The organism is Brevibacillus sp. MS2.2 (assembly GCF_013284345.1).
GTDB lineage: Bacteria > Bacillota > Bacilli > Brevibacillales > Brevibacillaceae > Brevibacillus > Brevibacillus brevis_C.
This window is the reverse complement of record NZ_JABSUZ010000023.1, coordinates 1-16,885: the sequence shown is the minus strand read 5'-3', so window position 1 is coordinate 16,885 and position 16,885 is coordinate 1. Positions and strand designations below refer to the sequence as shown.

Below are 16,885 nucleotides of genomic sequence, written 5' to 3'. Positions count from 1 at the left end.
TTGTTCAGTTACTTACATAAAGGTGAGTGTAAAAAACAGAAAAAAGCCTCCCCGCGACCTAATGATCTTAGGTTCGTATCGTGGGGGAGGCCTCTTTGCAAATGTTTGATATGAGCTTTTTCTCCATATACAGAGAGCCTTTAATCGGTTGATGCGAACGATGCCAGCTCAGAGATTTTTCCAGGAATAGGCTAAACGGATATATTCTCCTCCTCTATAGCGATAACTTCCCTTGCTGCTTCTATGAAAGATAATATGATTGGTGAAAGCCACTTGTCTTTATGCCATAACATCTGTGTATACACGCGCAAGTCCGGAATTTGCCATGGAAGAGCAACAAGTTCGCCCCGTTCAACTTCCGCTTTCGTTGTCATCTCAGGAAGAAAGGCAATACCGATTCCCGTAATTGCACATTGTTTAATGGCTTCGGCATTTTGAAATTCTAAATACGTAATACTATCAATGCCCTTTCTCTCAAATTGCCGGTCAAACATGGTTCGATAGGGACAACCCTTTTCATTTGTCAGGAACACTTCTCCGTGAAAATCTTCCAGATGCAGTACAGTTCGTTTCGAGAGTGGGTGGTCTGGAGCGGCGAAAAATCGGAAAGTTTCTTCTACCAACGGCTCCACTGCAAGTGCGCTCGAGTGTATGGATTCGTCCAACATAAAGACGACATCCGCGGTGCCCTCAAGGAGCGCTTGCTTGAGTTGCTGATTGGAAACAGAGCGGAAGATCAGACGCACTCCCGGATGGCGCGAACGAAATAGGTGAAAGACAACTGGAAGCCGATAGGCGCAAAGAACCTCGTTGGCACTTATCGTTAGGGTGCCGCTTAGATTTTCATTGTCATGAACGACACTGCGAGCTTCGTCCAATTTGTTAAGTACGCCTTGGATATGTATTAAAAAGCGTTTTCCCGCAGTTGTGAGAACGAGCTGCTTGCCCAAGCGGTCAAAGAGACGAACACCAAGCTCATCCTCCAATGCTTTTATTTGCATCGTGACGTTGGAGGGGACGTAGCCCAGAACTTCCGCGGCTCGACTGAAATTTAAAGTTGATGCAACCGTGCAGAACGTATTCAATTGGCGCAATTCCATCATACTACCCCCAAATTACTTTCAATAATATTGAATACTACTTTGAATTCTATTCACTTTTATTGAAAATAGCACAGGTCTATACTAAGTACAAGAAATACATTCTAAATCGCGGTTTCAATGTGAGAGGAGCAACTATACGATGGATTATGAAATTTTTGAATTGGGTGACGTAACCTTGCAATCAGGAGTATCGTTACCGAACGCTTTTCTTGCTTATAAGACTTATGGAAAATTGAATGAAAAGAAAGATAATGTCATCGTCTATCCAACTGCTTTTGGCGACCAGCATGTTCAGAATGAATGGTTGATTGGAAGCGGTATGGCACTCGATCCACAGAAATATTTCATTATCGTTCCAAATCTGCTGGGCAACGGATTATCTTCGTCTCCCAGTAACACGCCTCCCCCATTCGACCGAGCTAATTTTCCGCAGGTAACCATCTATGACAACGTCAAACTACAACATCGGCTGGTGACCGAAAAATTCGGTATTCAAAAAATCGCTCTCGTAGTTGGATGGTCAATGGGAGGCATTCAATCGTTCCAATGGGGGGCAAGTTATCCAGATATGGTGGAACGAATTGCACCTTTCGCCGGAGTTGCCAAGACTTGGCCCCAAACGTTTTTGGTTCTGGACGGAATGAAAGCTTCGCTCATGGCTGCAGTTGGCTTCGATTCAAGTAAACTAAACCAGTTAACTTCTGCAGACATGCGCGCCGTTGGTCGTGTCTATGCGGGATGGGGGTTATCGCAGGCGTTTTACAGAGAGGAACTTTATCGGGAGTTGGGCTATGACACATTGGCAGATTTTGTGACTGGCGTCTGGGAAGATAGCTTTATGAAGATGGACCCGCACAATGTCCTAGCTATGTTATGGACAGGTCAATTTGCAGATATTAGTGCAAACCCTGCCTATAACGGAGATTTCCATAAAGCGCTCAAAAGCATTAAAGCGCTTACCTGCATCATGCCAGGGAGTACGGATCTCTTCTGCACAGCGGACGATAACAAATACGAGGCTACGTTTATACCTAATGCTGTTTTTCATCCTATCGAGTCGATCTGGGGCCATTTTGCCGGTCGCGGAATCAACAGTGCCGATAATACATTCATTGATGACAACCTAAAAAGCTTGTTGGCGCTTAGTCCAAACGGATAGAGTATTCCACGTAACGACGTACGGCTTTTCAAAACTACTAAACCAAAATAGATGAATTCTAAAAGAGTTCATTTGGAGGTAATTAGTTTTAGACTACCCTTGTTAAAAGAGCCAGAGGCAGTCCAGGACACGCTAATAGTTCCTAGACTGCCCCTGTTTTTTCATTGACCTAACGAACCCGTTACCGGGATTCAGAGATTTACCGATATTGCGCCAATAGTTTGTCCAGCATTTCTCTCATAACATGAATCAATTCGTTTGGCGCTTTTACCTTTGCATCCGTACCCAATCCAATAAAAAATTGGCCGAAAAATGGAAAGCTGCTCGTGGGGATTCGATTGTCCAGCCACCCCGTGCCGTCTTCTCGAACATGAATTTGCATTTTGTGCGCCGGCCACAGTTCGAGCTCGCATCTCTGCACCCCTATTGCAGTAAGCTCAACATAAAGTTCCATAGCCGGACTTTCCTCTTCTATGTAAGACTCCCAGTTTCCTGTATGCACTTGCGTCAAATCGACCGCTTTCCGTTCGGACAGTTCAACAGATTTAACCCTGTCACAGCGAAACAAGCGAAAATCGCGGCGGTGAAAGCAATAGGCCGGACAATACCAAAACCCGTTGCTGGCATATATTCCGATCGGCTGAACATCTCTTAACTGCTTATGCTGTTTCGATTCGTACTCTATGCGCACCACTTTTTGATCGATCGCAGCATCCAGCAACAAGCTCAAATAAGGCGTGCTTGCATGTCTCATCGGCGTAACCAGATCAAATCGTTCCCGCATCCGGTCGATACGGTCCCGAATATCTTCTGACATATAAGAGTAAAATTTCCTCAACACTGAATCTGTTTCCGCCTCAAACGGAAGATTCGCGTAGTGCCTCAATGCATGGCTGGCAAAAAATACAGCAAGCGCTTCGCCTTCCGTAAAAGCGACCGGGGGCAGCATTCTCTCGTTTAGCATCTTATATCCCCCATTCGGACCGACTTCCGAATAAAAAGGAACCCCTAGCGCGCTCAACTCCTGCATATCCCGCATAATTGTCCGCGTGGAAACTCCAAATTCACTGGCAAGCTGTTTGGCGTTGAAAGACTTCTTTTTGTTGACGGCCATCATAATCTCGATCAGTCTTTTGGACTTTGCCATTATTAACTCCTTTTCAATTATTACGACAAGTATTGTCACTATTGTACGATACGATGCTAATGAAGTCCAAAACAGCAAAAATTGGACAATTTCATTTAAAAGGAGATTGATTACATGTCAATGCGCACAACCTCGTTCATTATGCTGGATGGAAAAGCTGCGGAAGCGATTGAGTTTTACCAGGAAGCGTTGAACTCGAAATTACTGTTCAAAACTACGTATGGGGAAGGCAAGAATGCCGATAGTTTGCCTGAAGATGTGAAAACCCGTATTGCCCATGCCGTGTTGCAAACCGGTGAAAATGATATGATGGTTGCTGATCTCTTTCCGGGGCAACCTTATGTAATCGGAGATCAGGTGAACATTTGTATAACCGCGACGCAACAAAGCGAGATTGAAGAAATGTTTAATAAATTGAGCGAAAAAGGGCAAGTGTTGTTCCCGTTGCAAAAAACTGAATTCAGTCCCTGCTTTGGAATGGTGAAAGACCGTTATAACATTACGTTCCAATTCTACATGAATGATACAACAAGCAGTTGGAGCTGAAAATACAAAGCCTTGACTTGGGAGAGATCCCCAGTTCTTTTATGCAAACTATGAACGAAACGCTATAAAGCTCCGAGGGGAACCCCGGAGCTTTTCTGACCGATACTTTCGGATGATGACTCTATTATAAATCGTACCCGTACCCCCTCTTTTAAACGATGGCTATTCCTTTTTCCCAATCAACAATTCCACTTCTTCGACTTCCTTCGGGATCTGCGATGAGAGCACCTCGCAGCCGTCTTCTGTTACTAACACATTATCTTCAATCCGGATGCCAATCGCTTCTTCCTCTATGTATAGACCAGGTTCAATCGTGATTACCATACCAGGTTGCAAAGCAATATTGTAATCCGGGATATCGTGTGTATCCAATCCAAGGTGATGGGACACGGAATGATAGTAGTATTTGGACAGCTCACTGCTCTCTTGGATGAGACCGAGACGTAGCAGTCCATCCGTCAAGACTTGTTTCGTGACATCATTTAGTTGCGGAAGGGTGACACCTGGCTTTACTGCTTCGATGGTCTTGATCTCTGCTTCGAGCACGAGTTGATAGATCGCTTTCTGGCGATCGGAAAAGCGACCATTTACGGGAAACGTTCGCGAAATATCAGCCGCATAGTAATTCGATGCTGCCCCGAGGTCGAGAAGGACCAAATCACCATCTTCCGCACGCTGATTATTCGCTTCATAGTGCAAGATAGTAGCATTGATCCCACTAGCAATAATCGGTAAATAAGGTAGCTCCCGAACACCATGCGACTTCAACGCGAAATCATAGTGCGCCTCTAGCTCATATTCCATGATTCCAGGACGTGCATGCGACCACATGCGCCGGATTGCTTCATCCGTGATCGCAATCGCACGTCTGATTTCTCCGATCTCTGCCGGACTCTTCACCATGCGCAGTTCCTTCAGCCATGGGCCCGCATCGTGAATCTGCAAGGTCCGGTATTTCTTCTGCGCGTCTTCGGCAAAAATCTCAGCAGGCGTCAGCTCGTCGCTCCACTGATAGCGATGCAAATCAAGATAGAGCGAGTATTTGCCTTCACAACGCCTCATAAAGGTTCCAAAGGACTGGAGCCACTCATCGAGATAATCGAAGTGTTCGATACCAGACTGCTCTTTCGCCTCTTGATCTGATAAGACGGCCCCTATCCATTTCGCTTCCAGCTCATTTGGGCGCTGAAGAAATAACGTTTCGTTCACAATGCCAGCGCGTTTCGTGATCAGGAGAATGAGGTTACTGCGTGCAATACCGGTTAGATAATAGAAGTTGCGGTTCGGTGAAAACAGATATTTATCGTCATGGCTGCGTGTCTTGACACCCCCTGAAAATAGGACAAGTGCGCTGTGATCAGGCATTTTTTCTGCGAGTTTTTGACGGCGATTGATGAACTCTATTGAATTTATGGTTAATGTCATTTGTTTTATACCCCTTCGTTCGTGAATTTCTTCATGGATTGATATAGCTTGTGAAAAGCGCTCTTGATCGTTTTGAGTTCAGTATAATCTGACAATTACCCGCCGACCTCAAATTGAAATAGACCTGTAATGTATCCTCCTTTCTTCTATATTTTAGGATACTTTCAACATTTGGGAAACGAGTTTCGCAATAAACCTTTTATTGAGTCCCAAAAACAAAGAGCAGTTGCTTTAGGCAAGCTGCTCTTTGTTATCGCAGAATACAAACGCATTTTATTAAACGTTACTCTGCCACTCTTTTTGCCCAGCGCAGATCCGGTGTCCCGGTTACACTGAAGCGGATGCCTTCGATCTTTTTGCTGTTGAGGTAGTTTTCGTTATTGAAATAAATCGGGATGACGGGCATGTCCTGCATCAAAATGGTTTCAGCGTCGTGCAGAAGCTTCATGCGTGCTTCCTCGTTTTGCTCAACCTTTGCTTTTTCGATCAGCTCGTCAAATTTCGGATTGGCCCAGTTCGTGAAGTTGCGGGAGCTTTTCCCTGTGTACAACTCCAGCATCGCGAGCGGATCGAGATAATCGCCGCCCCAACCCATACGGGCAATCTGGAAGTTTTTCTGCTTGAACGTATCGATGTACGTTTTCCACTCCTGATTTTCCAGCTTCACTTGCACGCCTATATTTTGCTTGAACATTTCTTGCAGCGCTTCAGCGATCTTCTTATGGTTTTCCGCGGTGCTGTATTTCAGTGTAATTGGCGGAAGCTCTGTCCAGCCTTCTTCCTTCAAGCCTTCAGCTAGAAGTTGCTTCGCCTTGGCCGGATCAAACTGATAGTAAGGAGCCACTTCTTCTCGGAAATCCTTGCCCGAAGGAGTTTTCACCCCGAATGGCGTATAACCGTACGCCGAGAGCTGGCCTCCCTTGGTCACGTTTTTCGTCAGGATATCCCGGTCTATCGCGTAGGAAAAGGCCTGACGAATTTTCGCATTAGTAAACGGCTTTTCCTCTACGTTGAACGTGTACGTATAAATGCTGTAGTCCGGGAATGATTTGTATTCTTCTTTTTCTTTTTCCTGCTCAATTACGTCGATCGGCAGGGAGTCAATCAGGTCGAGCGCTCCTGTTTTGAACATCTGGTAGTAGGTGGTCGCTTCGTTCACCATCTTGAAGTGGACGGTTTCCATCGTTACCTTTTCTTTCTCCCAATAGCTCTGGCTTTTGGCGATTGTCAGTTGACTGTTGTGGTCCCAGCTCTCCACGGTGTACGGGCCATTGGTCACGATGCCTTTCGCTTCGGACGCCCAGTTTTTGTCTGCATCCACGACTTTCTTGTTCACCGGCAGATAGGCGCGACTCATCATGATTTTCGGGAAATAGGTGATCGGGTCTTTCAGTCCGACGATGAGTGTTCGGTCATCCTTTGCTTTGATCTGAACGTCATCCACGCTGCCTTTTCCCGTGTTATATGCCTCCGCGCCTTGTATGTAGTAGAGTGCGGATGGTTCATAGGCGGCAGTCTGCGGATTCAGCACGCGCTTCCAGGAGTATTCGTAATCATGCGCCGTCAACGGATCGCCGTTCGACCATTTCATTTCGGGATGCAGAGTAAACGTGTAGGTTTTGCCGTCCGGGGAGACTTCCACCTTTTCTGCTGCGCCTTCGCTGATGTCTCCATTCTGACTGTATCGATACAATCCTTCATACAGATGGTCAATCACCCAGTACGAGGTGGTATCGGAAGCGAAAGCCGGGTCTAATGTGTACGGTTCCCCCCGCAGGTTAGCGGTCATGACTTGTTTGACGGCTGCCCCCGTCTGTTGATCGGAAGACGCAGCCGGTTTATCGCTGCCGCATGCAGAAAGCGCAGGTACAGCGAGCGCCAGCAATGCGACAAAAGCGAGCAATTCCTTTTTCATGATGATTTCCTCCTTGTTCTCCTCTATCTACTTTACAAGATGGCAAGCGATCCAGTGTCCGTGCCTCACCTCCTTCCAATCCGGCGCTGTTTCGGCGCAAATGCCTTGGACAACCGGACATCTGGTGCGAAACGGACAACCGCTTGGCGGATGAATCGGGCTGGGCGGTTCTCCAGTCAGTACAATCTGCTCCCGCTCTTCGCGCTGGGCTGGATGGGAGACGGGCATAGCCGAAATCAAGGCCTGCGTATACGGATGTAGCGGCGTGGCAAACAACTCCTCGCTCGGTGCCAGCTCCATCATTTGCCCCAGGTACATCACGCCAATCCGGTCGCTGATGTGCTTCACCATTGACAGGTCATGGGCGATAAACAGATACGTGATGAACCGTTCTGCCTGAAGATCGGCTAAAAGGTTGACGATTTGCGCCTGGATAGACACATCCAGTGCGGAGATGGACTCGTCTGCCACGATAAAGCTGGGCTCCACCGCAAGCGCGCGGGCGATTCCGATACGTTGTCGTTGTCCGCCGCTAAATTCATGCGGAAAGCGTTTTGCGTGGCTTGGGTGCAATCCTACTAACTCCAGCAGCCGATAGATGCGTTCTTCTCGCTCTTTTCCTTTTGCCAATCCATAAGAATCGATTCCCTCGGCAATGATGTCGCCCACTCGTAAACGCTGATTGAGTGAGGCCTGCGGATCTTGGAAGATCAGCTGCATGTGGCGATTTGCGTCCCGTCGCTCACGTCTGTCCATCCTGGCGATGTCTTTACCTTGAAACAGGATGCGCCCCGCACTAGCCGGGTAAAGGCCCACGATCGTCCTGCCCAGCGTAGACTTGCCGCAGCCGCTTTCCCCAACGATTCCGAGCGTCTCCCCTCGCCTGATTTCAAAAGAAACGCGGTCAACAGCTCTAACCCGTTGGCCTCCGCCAATCTCAAACGATTTAGCGAGATTCTCCACCCCTATTATGTTGTCAACCATGTTTCTCCCTCCCCATCCACGCTTCTGCTCCCCGGGCACGCGGGTCGTTCAGCCAGCAGCTCGCCTCATGCTTATTGATAAACGAATTCGATTGCGGCATATGCTCCAGGCAAATTTCCATGGCAAACCGGCACCGAGCAGCGAACGGGCAACCAGCAGGCGGACGAAAAAGATCCGGCGGTGTCCCTTCGATGGGGAGCAGCCGCTCTTTTTTGCCTGTATCAAGGCGTGGCACAGACTGCAACAGCCCTTGTGTGTATGGGTGGCGCGGATTGTCAAAGATCTCTCCCACAGGGCCGCTCTCCACCACTACGCCTGCGTACATGACCGCTACATGATCGGCCACCTCTGCGACAACACCCAGATCGTGGGTGATCAAAATGATCGACGTGTTTAACTGCTCCTGCAACTCCCTCATCAGACGAAGAATCTGTGCCTGAATGGTCACGTCGAGCGCTGTCGTCGGTTCGTCGGCGACAACCAACTGCGGTTGGCAAGCAAGCGCCATAGCGATTCCAACGCGCTGCCGCATGCCTCCGCTTAGCTCGTGCGGATATTGTTCAAAACGCCTCGCCGCTTCCGGAATGCCCACCCTCTCTAGCAGTTTCAGTGTCTCTTCCTTTGCTTGCGTCTTCGTCTGCTTTTGATGTTTGATCAGCCCTTCCGCAATCTGTAAACCGATTTTCATCGTGGGGTTCAGCGAAGTCATCGGGTCTTGGAAGATCATGCCGATCTGCGAGCCGCGAACCTGCTGCCATTCCAGCTTCGTCAGCCCAGTCAGTTCACGCCCGCGAAACCGAATGCTGCCACCTTTTACCTGACCGGATCGCGGAGGAATCATCCCCATCAATGCCCGAGCAGTCACACTTTTACCGCATCCGCTTTCCCCGACAATCGCCAGCGTCTCTCCCTCCTTCACAGAAAAGGAAACCCCTCTTACTGCCTGCACCTCTCCTCCGTACGTGCGAAAGGAGACGCGCAGCTGATCTACTTCCAACAATGGTTTCACGATGTACTCCTCCTCATTTCCTGATCCGCGGGTCCAGTGCGTCCTGCAAACCGTCCCCGAGTGCATTGCACGCGAACATGGTAAGCGAAATCATGAATCCCGGAAAAAACAGCCGCCACCACTGTCCGCTCAGCATAACAGCCAGCGCGTCGTTGGCCATGGTTCCCCAGCTAGCGGTTGGCGCCTGCACACCCAGCCCAAGAAAGCTGAGAAACGATTCGGCGAAAATCGCGTGCGGGATCGTAAAAGTCAGGTTGACGATGATGACGCCGATCGTATTTGGCAGCAGATGCTTGATGATGATTTTGGCATGCGAGGTACCCAGCTTTTCTGCGGCCAGTACAAACTCCTGACGCTTGATCTGCATGATTTGCCCTCTGACCAGGCGCGCCATGCCGACCCAGCCGGTTAGTGAAAGGGCAATAATGATCGTTGTGAGACCAGGCTCCAGAACCACCATCAGCAGGATTACCACTAGCAGATACGGAATGCTGTATAGAATTTCAGCTAACCGCATCAGGATGTTGTCCACACGGTCTCCCAGCTTGTTCCTCCCTGCCATGTAACCGGATATCCCGCCGATGATTACGCCGATCACTAGGTCAATGGCAGCTGCCGCCACACCAATAAACAAAGAGATTTGACCACCTACCCAGGTACGTGCCCACATGTCCCGACCCAAGTCATCCGTTCCAAACCAGTGCTCGCCCGACAGCGGAAGATTACCCTTCGTCAATGACTGTTCATGCGGGCTATGGGGTACGAGCATCGGTCCGATGATCGAGAGAGTCACCACTGTTGCGAGCAGGAAAAACCCGAGCATGGCCAGCTTGTTGTGGAATACTCGCTGCAATACCTCCTGCCAGTACCCAAGACTGGGACGTTCACGAATTCCTTCGGATAGTCGGTTTCGGTCTACTGGTCGAAACAGGGAGTCTAGTTGTGTTGCCTGATTGGCCATGTCGTTACTTCCCTCCACTCGTCAATCTGATGCGCGGGTCAATCACCCGATACAGCAGGTCGATGATGTACAAAGTAAAAATGAGCACAAAGCTGTAAAACACGGTTGTTCCCAAAATAACGGGGTAATCGCGGTTAAAAATGCTTTCCACGAAGTATTTGCCGAGCCCGGGAATGGCGAAAATCTTTTCTACCACAAAGGTTCCGGTCATCAGGTTGGCAAACAGTGGACCGATAAAGGTAAGAACCGGCAGCATGGCATTGCGCATCCCGTGTCTAATGACAATGGAAAAGGTGCCAAGCCCTTTCGCCTCCGCCGTGCTTATGTATTCCTGTTGCCAAACCTCAAGCATGCTGGCTCGTACGAAACGGGCGATAATGGCAAGCGGACCGATAGCGAGCGCAAGTGTTGGAAGAATCGAGTGTTCCCAGCTCCCCCACGCAGCAACAGGAAGAAGCTCCCATTTGACCGCCAAGTACTTAATCAACAGTGGCGCCAGAATAAAGCTGGGGACGGAGATCCCGATGATGGCTGCAAACATAGACAAGAAATCCAGCGTTCGATTGTGATAGAGTGCCGCTACGATTCCCAGTGTGATTCCACCTGCCAGCGCGACAATAAACGACTGGAGTCCCAGAACAGCCGAGGCGGGAAATCCCTCTGCTATCAAAGTGTTCACATCCCTCGTCTTGGACTGGATAGATGGCCCCAAGTCAAACTGTAGCAAACCTTTCAGATAGAGCAGGTACTGTACCGTGATTGGCTGATCCAGGTTGTACTCCGCCCGCATGTTCTTTACCACTTCTTCTGGAAGCATTTTGGCGTCAGACGCGAACGGGTCACCCGGAATCAGGTGCATGGTCACAAACGTCACCGTGACAATAATCCACAGCGTAGCAATCATGAGAAAGCCACGCTTGACCGCATAATGAAGCACATTGTTTCCTCCTTTGCATAATATAAAGTAAATAGATTGGAATACTACGAATTATAAATACAGAAAACCCCTCTCCGAAAAGAAGAGGGGTAATTGCACGGTTCCCACCTTCTCATCTCGCAGAATAACTCCGCAGGAATTAGCACCGTAAGGTCAATCAGACCAAGGTTGCCGGGTTTCATCGGGCCAGTCCCTCCACCACTCTCGATAAGAATGTTCTATGAAATTTTGTTTCATCGTAAAATTCTTTTTTATCTTATCATTTTACTCGGATATGTCAATGCTGTTCAATGACAATTGATTTTTCTTTATTTTATTTATGAAAAAAGTAAATCTTCACACACGTTTGAATAGGAGGATGTCAGCCCAAATCTTAATCGTGGTGGCTAGGATTAACAAGGCAAGAATCGTTTGGAGAATCCGTGTGTCCAAACGTTTGCTGACCATCGTACCGAGCGGCGCTGCCATGATACTGGCGATTACCATGATTACGGATGGCCACAGCAATATGTCCCCCGCCATCCCTTTCCCTACCGTCGAACCGATGGAAGAAAGAAAGGTAATGGCAAGAGATGAAGCTATTGTAACCCTTGTCGGAATCTTAAGGATGATCAACATGATGGGAACCAAAATAAAAGCGCCAGCTGCCCCGACAATTCCTGAGGCGCCTCCGACAATCAAAGCGGATAATACAGCTGTTGGTTTATGAAAGATAACCTCTGTCTGTTCTCGCTCGTCCATTCGCTTTTTTGGCAGGAACATCAAGATTACAGCAAGGGTGGCCAGGATGGCGTAAACGATATTGATGGCTTCTGCCGAAAGATATTTTCCTCCATATCCCCCAAGCAAGCTCCCGACAATAATTGAACTTCCCATGTACAGTACGAGTTGGTAATGAATAAGCTTATCTTTGCGCAGAGTCCAAACAGCAGCTAGGGTGGCAAAAAATACTTGGACTGCACTTATTCCGGATACCTCGTGAGCTGTGTAAGCAACGAATCCAAGCGCGGGCGGAATGTACAGAAGCATCGGATACTTGATGATGGAGCCCCCGATTCCGACGAGACCAGAGATAAATGATCCCGCGAAACCGATAACAAACAGTGTGATCACAAGGTCGATAGTCATACGCTCACCCTTTGCAACACCTCACTTCGTTTTATCCTCGTTCTACAACTGCCAAGCCGTCTATTTGCCATTTCAAGATTCCGCCGCTCAAATTCATGACATCCTTGAAACCATTTGCCTGAAGAATGCTTGCTCCAATAGCGGATCTGGCACCGGAACGGCACTGTACGAGAAGCGGCTTATCGTGAGGAATTTCCTCCAGCCGCATAGCGAGCGTACCGAGCATGATGTGCTGTGCATCTGGAATGTGCCCTTCCTTCCACTCAGCCAGATTACGTACATCTACTACGTGAACCTCTCCCTTTTTCACTTGTTCGGCAATCTCCAACGGTGTTACCTCTTTGATTGTCTCGAGTGAAGACACTTCACTTTCCAGTAGCTTGCCGCTGTCGATAAAACCTGTGACATGATCAATCCCTACGGAATGCAAGGCTTGCAAAATCTCATCCAGCTCATCTGGGATGGCCAGGATATGAACCGGGCGATCGTAATCGACGATCCAGCCCGCCCAGTTGGCAAATGACTTGTTATAAGGAATGTGAAGTGTTCCCGCCAAATGCCCGTTCGCAAAATTCTGGAAAGGACGTGTATCGACAATCTGTCCGTTTTCCAGCGTTTCCTTTACCGCTTCAAGCGAGTTGAACTCTTGAACAACAGGGAGTTCGTTGAGCAAGGCAGGGCCTTCCTTATTCACGCGTTTCATTACTGCAAAATACGTTGGTGGTTCTGGTTGTCCATCCAGGAGTGCCTGAACGAATTCCTCTTCATTAGAGTGTAACATCGCCCAGTTAAAGAGCTTTTCATAACCAACGGTAGAAGACGGCACGGCCCCCAGTGCTTTCCCGCAAGCACTTCCTGCGCCATGCGCTGGCCATACCTGCATGTAATCCGGCAGTTGCTTGAATTTTTGGAGGGACTGGAACATGGCTCTTGCACCTGATTCGGACGTACCCTTTATTCCCGCCGCTTTTTCGAGCAAGTCCGGTCTGCCGATATCGCCGACAAAGACGAAATCCCCCGTGAAGATCCCGATGGGCCGATCTGCATTCCCTCCAAGGTCTGTCAAAAGGAAGGAGATGCTCTCTGGTGTATGGCCAGGGGTATGCATGACTTCAAATAGCAAGTTCCCGATAAAAAAGCGATCCCCATCGTGGACAAGCTGATGGTTCAACCCTTCCAAGTATTGATATTTCCAATCTTCATCGCCCTCATTGGATAAAAACAGCTGCGCCTGATGAGCTGCGCCCAGTTCTCTGGCACCAGAGACAAAATCAGCGTGAATGTGAGTTTCCGTGGCGGCTACAATGGTAACCCCTTCTGCTTTGGCAGCTTGAAAATAAGGAGCCAGATTGCGGGCGGGATCGATCACAATCGCCTCCCCGGTTTTTTGGCAACCGACCAGATAAGATGCATGGGCCAGTTTTTCATCATAAAAGTAACGTAACAACATGGCGCATTCCTCCCTTTTACATGTCTATTTTTTGTTTGATTTTTCTGCGAGTACTTCGAGCAACGATTGGGTAAAACGAAGTGTCTTTTGGACAGTGGGATCTTTCATGAGCTTGTAAAGCGTGAAAACGGAAACGGGCTCGCTTTTACGTTCGGCTCGTGCTTTGGCTTCTTGGAAGATAGCTACTCCTTGCTCCACTTGCACGGACACAGGAGCGATGTACGCTTTCATACCGTTGAGCAGATATTGCTGCGATTGCTTATCCTTTCCGAGGCTTTCCAAAAAATCAGCAGCTTGTTCGAAAACATTGATATACGTAACGAGCTTTGGCATCTTATCAAGTAACGTGAAAAGGGCGTCTATCGATTCTTTTTCCACCAAGAAACGGGACAGTTGACCATCTACGCGCTCAAACAAATACCGTAGTGATTCCTGATCGCGCAAGATCGATGTAGCTACTTCAAGTCCCGCTTCGGCTGCCAGGACGGTATCTTTTATCTTCGGGAGCTTTCGGATCAATATGGTGATTGCTTCCTGAACTTCTGGATCAGATAAATCCTCTAAAAACATGTCAGAGCTTCTCTGTTCCTTCCTGTCGTTCAAAATGTTGCTCTCCCCCTCTCTTTCAAAAACTGCCTTACATCAATCCTTTTAACATCCCATTCCAATAAAGGATGGGAAGCAGCTCTCTTTTCATCAGGTACATACTAAATCTCTCTTCAGATTGGTCAAAAGGAAAGGTTTCACACGGTGTCAGGTTGTAATCAAATTCGGCCAGTACCAGTTTGTTGTACCCCGTTACGAGTGGGCAGGATGTATAACCGTCGTACTTGGCAACCAATGGAGTACCATTGATTAGTGCGAGCAGGTTTTTCTCGACAACTGGCGCCTGTTTGCGAATAGCAGCTCCGGTTTTGGACGTCGGAAGATTCGCGCAATCGCCTATGCCGAAAATAGTGGGAAATCTTTTGTGCGCAAGCGTAAATGGATCGACATCCACCCAGCCTGCTGTGTCTGCCAATGCGCTGTTTGCAATAAAATCAGGCGCTTTCATAGGAGGGGTTACATGAAGCATGTCATACTTCCATACCACCTGTTCTTTGGTGTCCAGATTCTCGAATACGGCTTCTTTGGTATCAGCCCGCACTTCCATCAGGTTATGCTTGTATCTGGTTTCGATGTTCTTACGACGAATGACGTTCGTGAGGGTATTGGCATACGTGGGAACGTCAAAAATACTTCCCTTCGCCGATGCAAAAATAATCTCTGACTGGTTGCGAACATGTAACTTGCGAAAGTAATCATCGGCCAGATACATGATTTTCTGAGGGGCTCCGCCGCATTTTACGGGTGAATTCGGGTGGGTAAAAATGGCAGTGCCACCTTTAAAGCTCCGGATAGCTTCCCAGGTACTGTCTACCGTTTGGTAAGCGTAGTTGCTGCAAACGCCGTTCTTGCCGACGGCATCCTTCAGGCCCTTTACCCCCTCCCAATCTATTTGCAGACCGGCAGCAACAACGAGATAGTCATAGGAGAGGACGGTTCCCTGCTCAGTACGAAGCGTGTGCTGTTCCGCTTGAAACGAGGTGACCGCATCGCAAATCCAGTCGACGCCAGCGGGAATCAGAGAGGAAAGGTCTCGCTCGGATTCCTCCTTTTTCGCGGCACCTCCTCCGACTAATGTCCACAAAGGCTGATAATAATGCTTGGATGCGGGATCGATGATGGCGACTTGTCCCATGAGCCTTTTGGAAGCCCGGACGATACGGGCAGCAACAGAGATTCCTGCTGAGCCTGCACCCACGATGACAACCGTATAATGAACTTGTTTTGCCATAGTTCCTCCTCCGACGACGATATGGTTTCCAATCGTAGATGATGGTTCATAAGGTGTAGTCTCTCTATTCAGTTTATTCCTCTGTCATTTTTTCCATATAGGGGAAGTCCCCTACTTTTTGCTCTATGCGTTTAAAATGCCAGATCGAGATATCTATTTTTAATGGCGTATTGGATCAATTGATGCTTGGAATCCAGTCCTAGCTTCTGCATGATATTCGTTTTGTGGTTCTCCACGGTTTTGACACTGATCAACAACTTATCTGCCATTTCCTTATTGGTATAGCCAAGCACGATGAGTCTGACAAGCTCCTTTTCACGGAGCGTTAAAACAGAAGGCATCGTTTTGGCATCCGATTTCAGCCATAGATTGATGATCTCTTGCGATACGGAAGTCTTGTAAAAGCGCTTTCCTTTGTAAACCTCCACAATGGCTTGAAACAGCAGCTCGCCATGGCTGTTTTTTAAAATGTACCCATGGGCTCCGACGGCGATGGCCTTCTGGACGAAAATCTCCTCGTCATGCATAGTCAAAATGACGATTTTCACGAAAGGATTCGACTTGCGAATCTCATTGCTCGCGGTAAACCCATCCAGCCCATTCGGCAATGACAAATCCATCAGCACCACATCGGGAGTGAGCTGATTGGCTTTCAGGATGGCATCATTGCCTGTATGACTCTCTCCAACAATTTTTATTTGAGAGTAACTTTCGAGAAGCACACGCAATCCCTTCCGAATCATCGTGTGATCATCAACCAAAAGCACTCGTATCACTCTGCTCTCCCTCCTTGTTCCACTACCGTTACCTTGATCGATGTACCTTCGTGGAGCACGGATTGAATCTGAAGACTCCCCTCCATTTGAGCCACCCGTTCTTCCATATGTTTGAGTCCCAGACCAACCTGAACCTGATCGCGAACAAAGCCGATTCCGTTGTCTTGAATCAGCAAAGTCAGTTGGTCGTCTTCCTTGTACAAAATGACTTCAATGAGTGTCGCTTTCGCGTATTTTAGGGCATTATGTAAGGCTTCCTGGATGACACGGTACAGATTGATTTCCAAGATTGGCTGAAAATGATCGCTGACATTGCTGTAGGAAAAGGTAATGGAAACATCCTGATGTGCTTTGTTCAAGCTAGAAACAAGATGCCGGACTGTAGGAATCAGCCCCAGTTGATCAAGACTATGCGGACGCAGTTGTAGAGAATAGAGCTTGACGTCTTGTATCGCTTTTTCCAGCTCATTGACAATCTCTTGCATGAATTCCCGGAATTGTCCTTCCT

General features: G+C 48.3%; 16 protein-coding genes and 1 riboswitch. Of the genes, 2 read left to right on the top strand and 14 right to left on the bottom strand.

Translation table 11 applies throughout. The features are described from left to right. Positions 1 to 191: 191 nt before the first annotated feature. Positions 192 to 1,100, bottom strand: coding sequence for a LysR family transcriptional regulator (locus HP568_RS19540; protein ID WP_173629985.1), 909 nt, complete (start codon positions 1,098 to 1,100; stop codon positions 192 to 194). A gap of 142 nt (positions 1,101 to 1,242) precedes the next feature. On the opposite strand from HP568_RS19540, the gene HP568_RS19535 reads away from it, so the two are divergent. Next, positions 1,243 to 2,262: an alpha/beta fold hydrolase gene (locus tag HP568_RS19535; protein ID WP_048032987.1), complete on the top strand. Its 1,020-nt coding sequence runs from the start codon at positions 1,243 to 1,245 to the stop codon at positions 2,260 to 2,262. A 199-nt stretch (positions 2,263 to 2,461) separates the two neighbouring features. On the opposite strand, the gene HP568_RS19530 is transcribed toward HP568_RS19535, so the two are convergent. Beyond that, a complete protein-coding gene (locus HP568_RS19530; RefSeq protein WP_173629984.1) occupies positions 2,462 to 3,409 on the bottom strand; it encodes a helix-turn-helix transcriptional regulator in 948 nt (315 codons plus the stop codon). Positions 3,410 to 3,523: 114 nt separating this feature from the next. Here HP568_RS19530 and HP568_RS19525 point away from each other — a divergent pair, with 114 nt between their 5' ends. Next, positions 3,524 to 3,955: a VOC family protein gene (locus tag HP568_RS19525; protein ID WP_173629983.1), complete on the top strand. Its 432-nt coding sequence runs from the start codon at positions 3,524 to 3,526 to the stop codon at positions 3,953 to 3,955. A gap of 162 nt (positions 3,956 to 4,117) precedes the next feature. Here HP568_RS19525 and HP568_RS19520 read toward each other — a convergent pair whose 3' ends face one another. From HP568_RS19520 to HP568_RS19465, 12 genes are all read right to left on the bottom strand, one after another. After that, positions 4,118 to 5,380 carry an aminopeptidase P family protein gene (locus HP568_RS19520; RefSeq protein WP_173629982.1) on the bottom strand — a complete coding sequence of 421 codons (1,263 nt, stop codon included), beginning with the start codon at positions 5,378 to 5,380 and terminating at the stop codon, positions 4,118 to 4,120. 283 nt (positions 5,381 to 5,663) lie between these two features. Then, positions 5,664 to 7,295 (bottom strand): peptide ABC transporter substrate-binding protein, encoded by a 1,632-nt coding sequence (locus HP568_RS19515; RefSeq protein WP_173629981.1) that lies wholly within the window; start codon positions 7,293 to 7,295, stop codon positions 5,664 to 5,666. A gap of 27 nt (positions 7,296 to 7,322) precedes the next feature. Continuing rightward, positions 7,323 to 8,279, bottom strand: a complete 957-nt coding sequence (locus tag HP568_RS19510; protein WP_173629980.1) for an ABC transporter ATP-binding protein — start codon at positions 8,277 to 8,279, stop codon at positions 7,323 to 7,325. Beyond that, complete coding sequence (locus tag HP568_RS19505) at positions 8,272 to 9,288, bottom strand: ABC transporter ATP-binding protein (RefSeq protein ID WP_173629979.1); 1,017 nt, start codon at positions 9,286 to 9,288, stop codon at positions 8,272 to 8,274. The genes HP568_RS19510 and HP568_RS19505 overlap by 8 nt, the downstream gene beginning before the upstream one ends. A gap of 13 nt (positions 9,289 to 9,301) precedes the next feature. Further along, a complete protein-coding gene (locus HP568_RS19500; protein ID WP_173629978.1) occupies positions 9,302 to 10,249 on the bottom strand; it encodes an ABC transporter permease in 948 nt (315 codons plus the stop codon). A 4-nt stretch (positions 10,250 to 10,253) separates the two neighbouring features. Then, positions 10,254 to 11,186: an ABC transporter permease gene (locus HP568_RS19495; RefSeq protein WP_173629977.1), complete on the bottom strand. Its 933-nt coding sequence runs from the start codon at positions 11,184 to 11,186 to the stop codon at positions 10,254 to 10,256. 109 nt (positions 11,187 to 11,295) lie between these two features. After that, positions 11,296 to 11,400: riboswitch (SAM riboswitch) on the bottom strand. Between the two features lie 122 nt (positions 11,401 to 11,522). Further along, entirely contained in the window at positions 11,523 to 12,314 is a 792-nt protein-coding gene (locus HP568_RS19490; RefSeq protein WP_048032979.1) for a sulfite exporter TauE/SafE family protein, read from the bottom strand. A 31-nt stretch (positions 12,315 to 12,345) separates the two neighbouring features. Continuing rightward, entirely contained in the window at positions 12,346 to 13,764 is a 1,419-nt protein-coding gene (locus HP568_RS19485; protein ID WP_173629976.1) for an MBL fold metallo-hydrolase, read from the bottom strand. A gap of 24 nt (positions 13,765 to 13,788) precedes the next feature. Continuing rightward, on the bottom strand, positions 13,789 to 14,367 hold the full coding sequence (locus HP568_RS19480; protein WP_173629975.1) for a helical membrane plugin domain-containing protein: 579 nt from the start codon (positions 14,365 to 14,367) through the stop codon (positions 13,789 to 13,791). A gap of 34 nt (positions 14,368 to 14,401) precedes the next feature. Further along, entirely contained in the window at positions 14,402 to 15,601 is a 1,200-nt protein-coding gene (locus tag HP568_RS19475) for an FAD/NAD(P)-binding oxidoreductase (protein ID WP_173629974.1), read from the bottom strand. A 131-nt stretch (positions 15,602 to 15,732) separates the two neighbouring features. Continuing rightward, positions 15,733 to 16,377 (bottom strand): response regulator, encoded by a 645-nt coding sequence (locus HP568_RS19470; protein ID WP_048032975.1) that lies wholly within the window; start codon positions 16,375 to 16,377, stop codon positions 15,733 to 15,735. Beyond that, positions 16,374 to 16,885: sensor histidine kinase (locus HP568_RS19465; RefSeq protein ID WP_254551358.1), on the bottom strand; the 512-nt coding region annotated here is incomplete at its 5' end. The genes HP568_RS19465 and HP568_RS19470, both read right to left, overlap by 4 nt.

What these genes read in the sequence shown, in the direction of transcription:
- HP568_RS19540 (WP_173629985.1), bottom strand. Translation starts at nt 1,100, where the DNA reads ATGGAATTGCGCCAATTGAATACGTTCTGCACGGTTGCATCAACTTTA.
- HP568_RS19535 (WP_048032987.1), top strand. Translation starts at nt 1,243, where the DNA reads ATGGATTATGAAATTTTTGAATTGGGTGACGTAACCTTGCAATCAGGA.
- HP568_RS19530 (WP_173629984.1), bottom strand. Translation starts at nt 3,409, where the DNA reads ATGGCAAAGTCCAAAAGACTGATCGAGATTATGATGGCCGTCAACAAA.
- HP568_RS19525 (WP_173629983.1), top strand. Translation starts at nt 3,524, where the DNA reads ATGTCAATGCGCACAACCTCGTTCATTATGCTGGATGGAAAAGCTGCG.
- HP568_RS19520 (WP_173629982.1), bottom strand. Translation starts at nt 5,380, where the DNA reads ATGACATTAACCATAAATTCAATAGAGTTCATCAATCGCCGTCAAAAA.
- HP568_RS19515 (WP_173629981.1), bottom strand. Translation starts at nt 7,295, where the DNA reads ATGAAAAAGGAATTGCTCGCTTTTGTCGCATTGCTGGCGCTCGCTGTA.
- HP568_RS19510 (WP_173629980.1), bottom strand. Translation starts at nt 8,279, where the DNA reads ATGGTTGACAACATAATAGGGGTGGAGAATCTCGCTAAATCGTTTGAG.
- HP568_RS19500 (WP_173629978.1), bottom strand. Translation starts at nt 10,249, where the DNA reads ATGGCCAATCAGGCAACACAACTAGACTCCCTGTTTCGACCAGTAGAC.
- HP568_RS19490 (WP_048032979.1), bottom strand. Translation starts at nt 12,314, where the DNA reads ATGACTATCGACCTTGTGATCACACTGTTTGTTATCGGTTTCGCGGGA.
- HP568_RS19485 (WP_173629976.1), bottom strand. Translation starts at nt 13,764, where the DNA reads ATGTTGTTACGTTACTTTTATGATGAAAAACTGGCCCATGCATCTTAT.
- HP568_RS19475 (WP_173629974.1), bottom strand. Translation starts at nt 15,601, where the DNA reads ATGGCAAAACAAGTTCATTATACGGTTGTCATCGTGGGTGCAGGCTCA.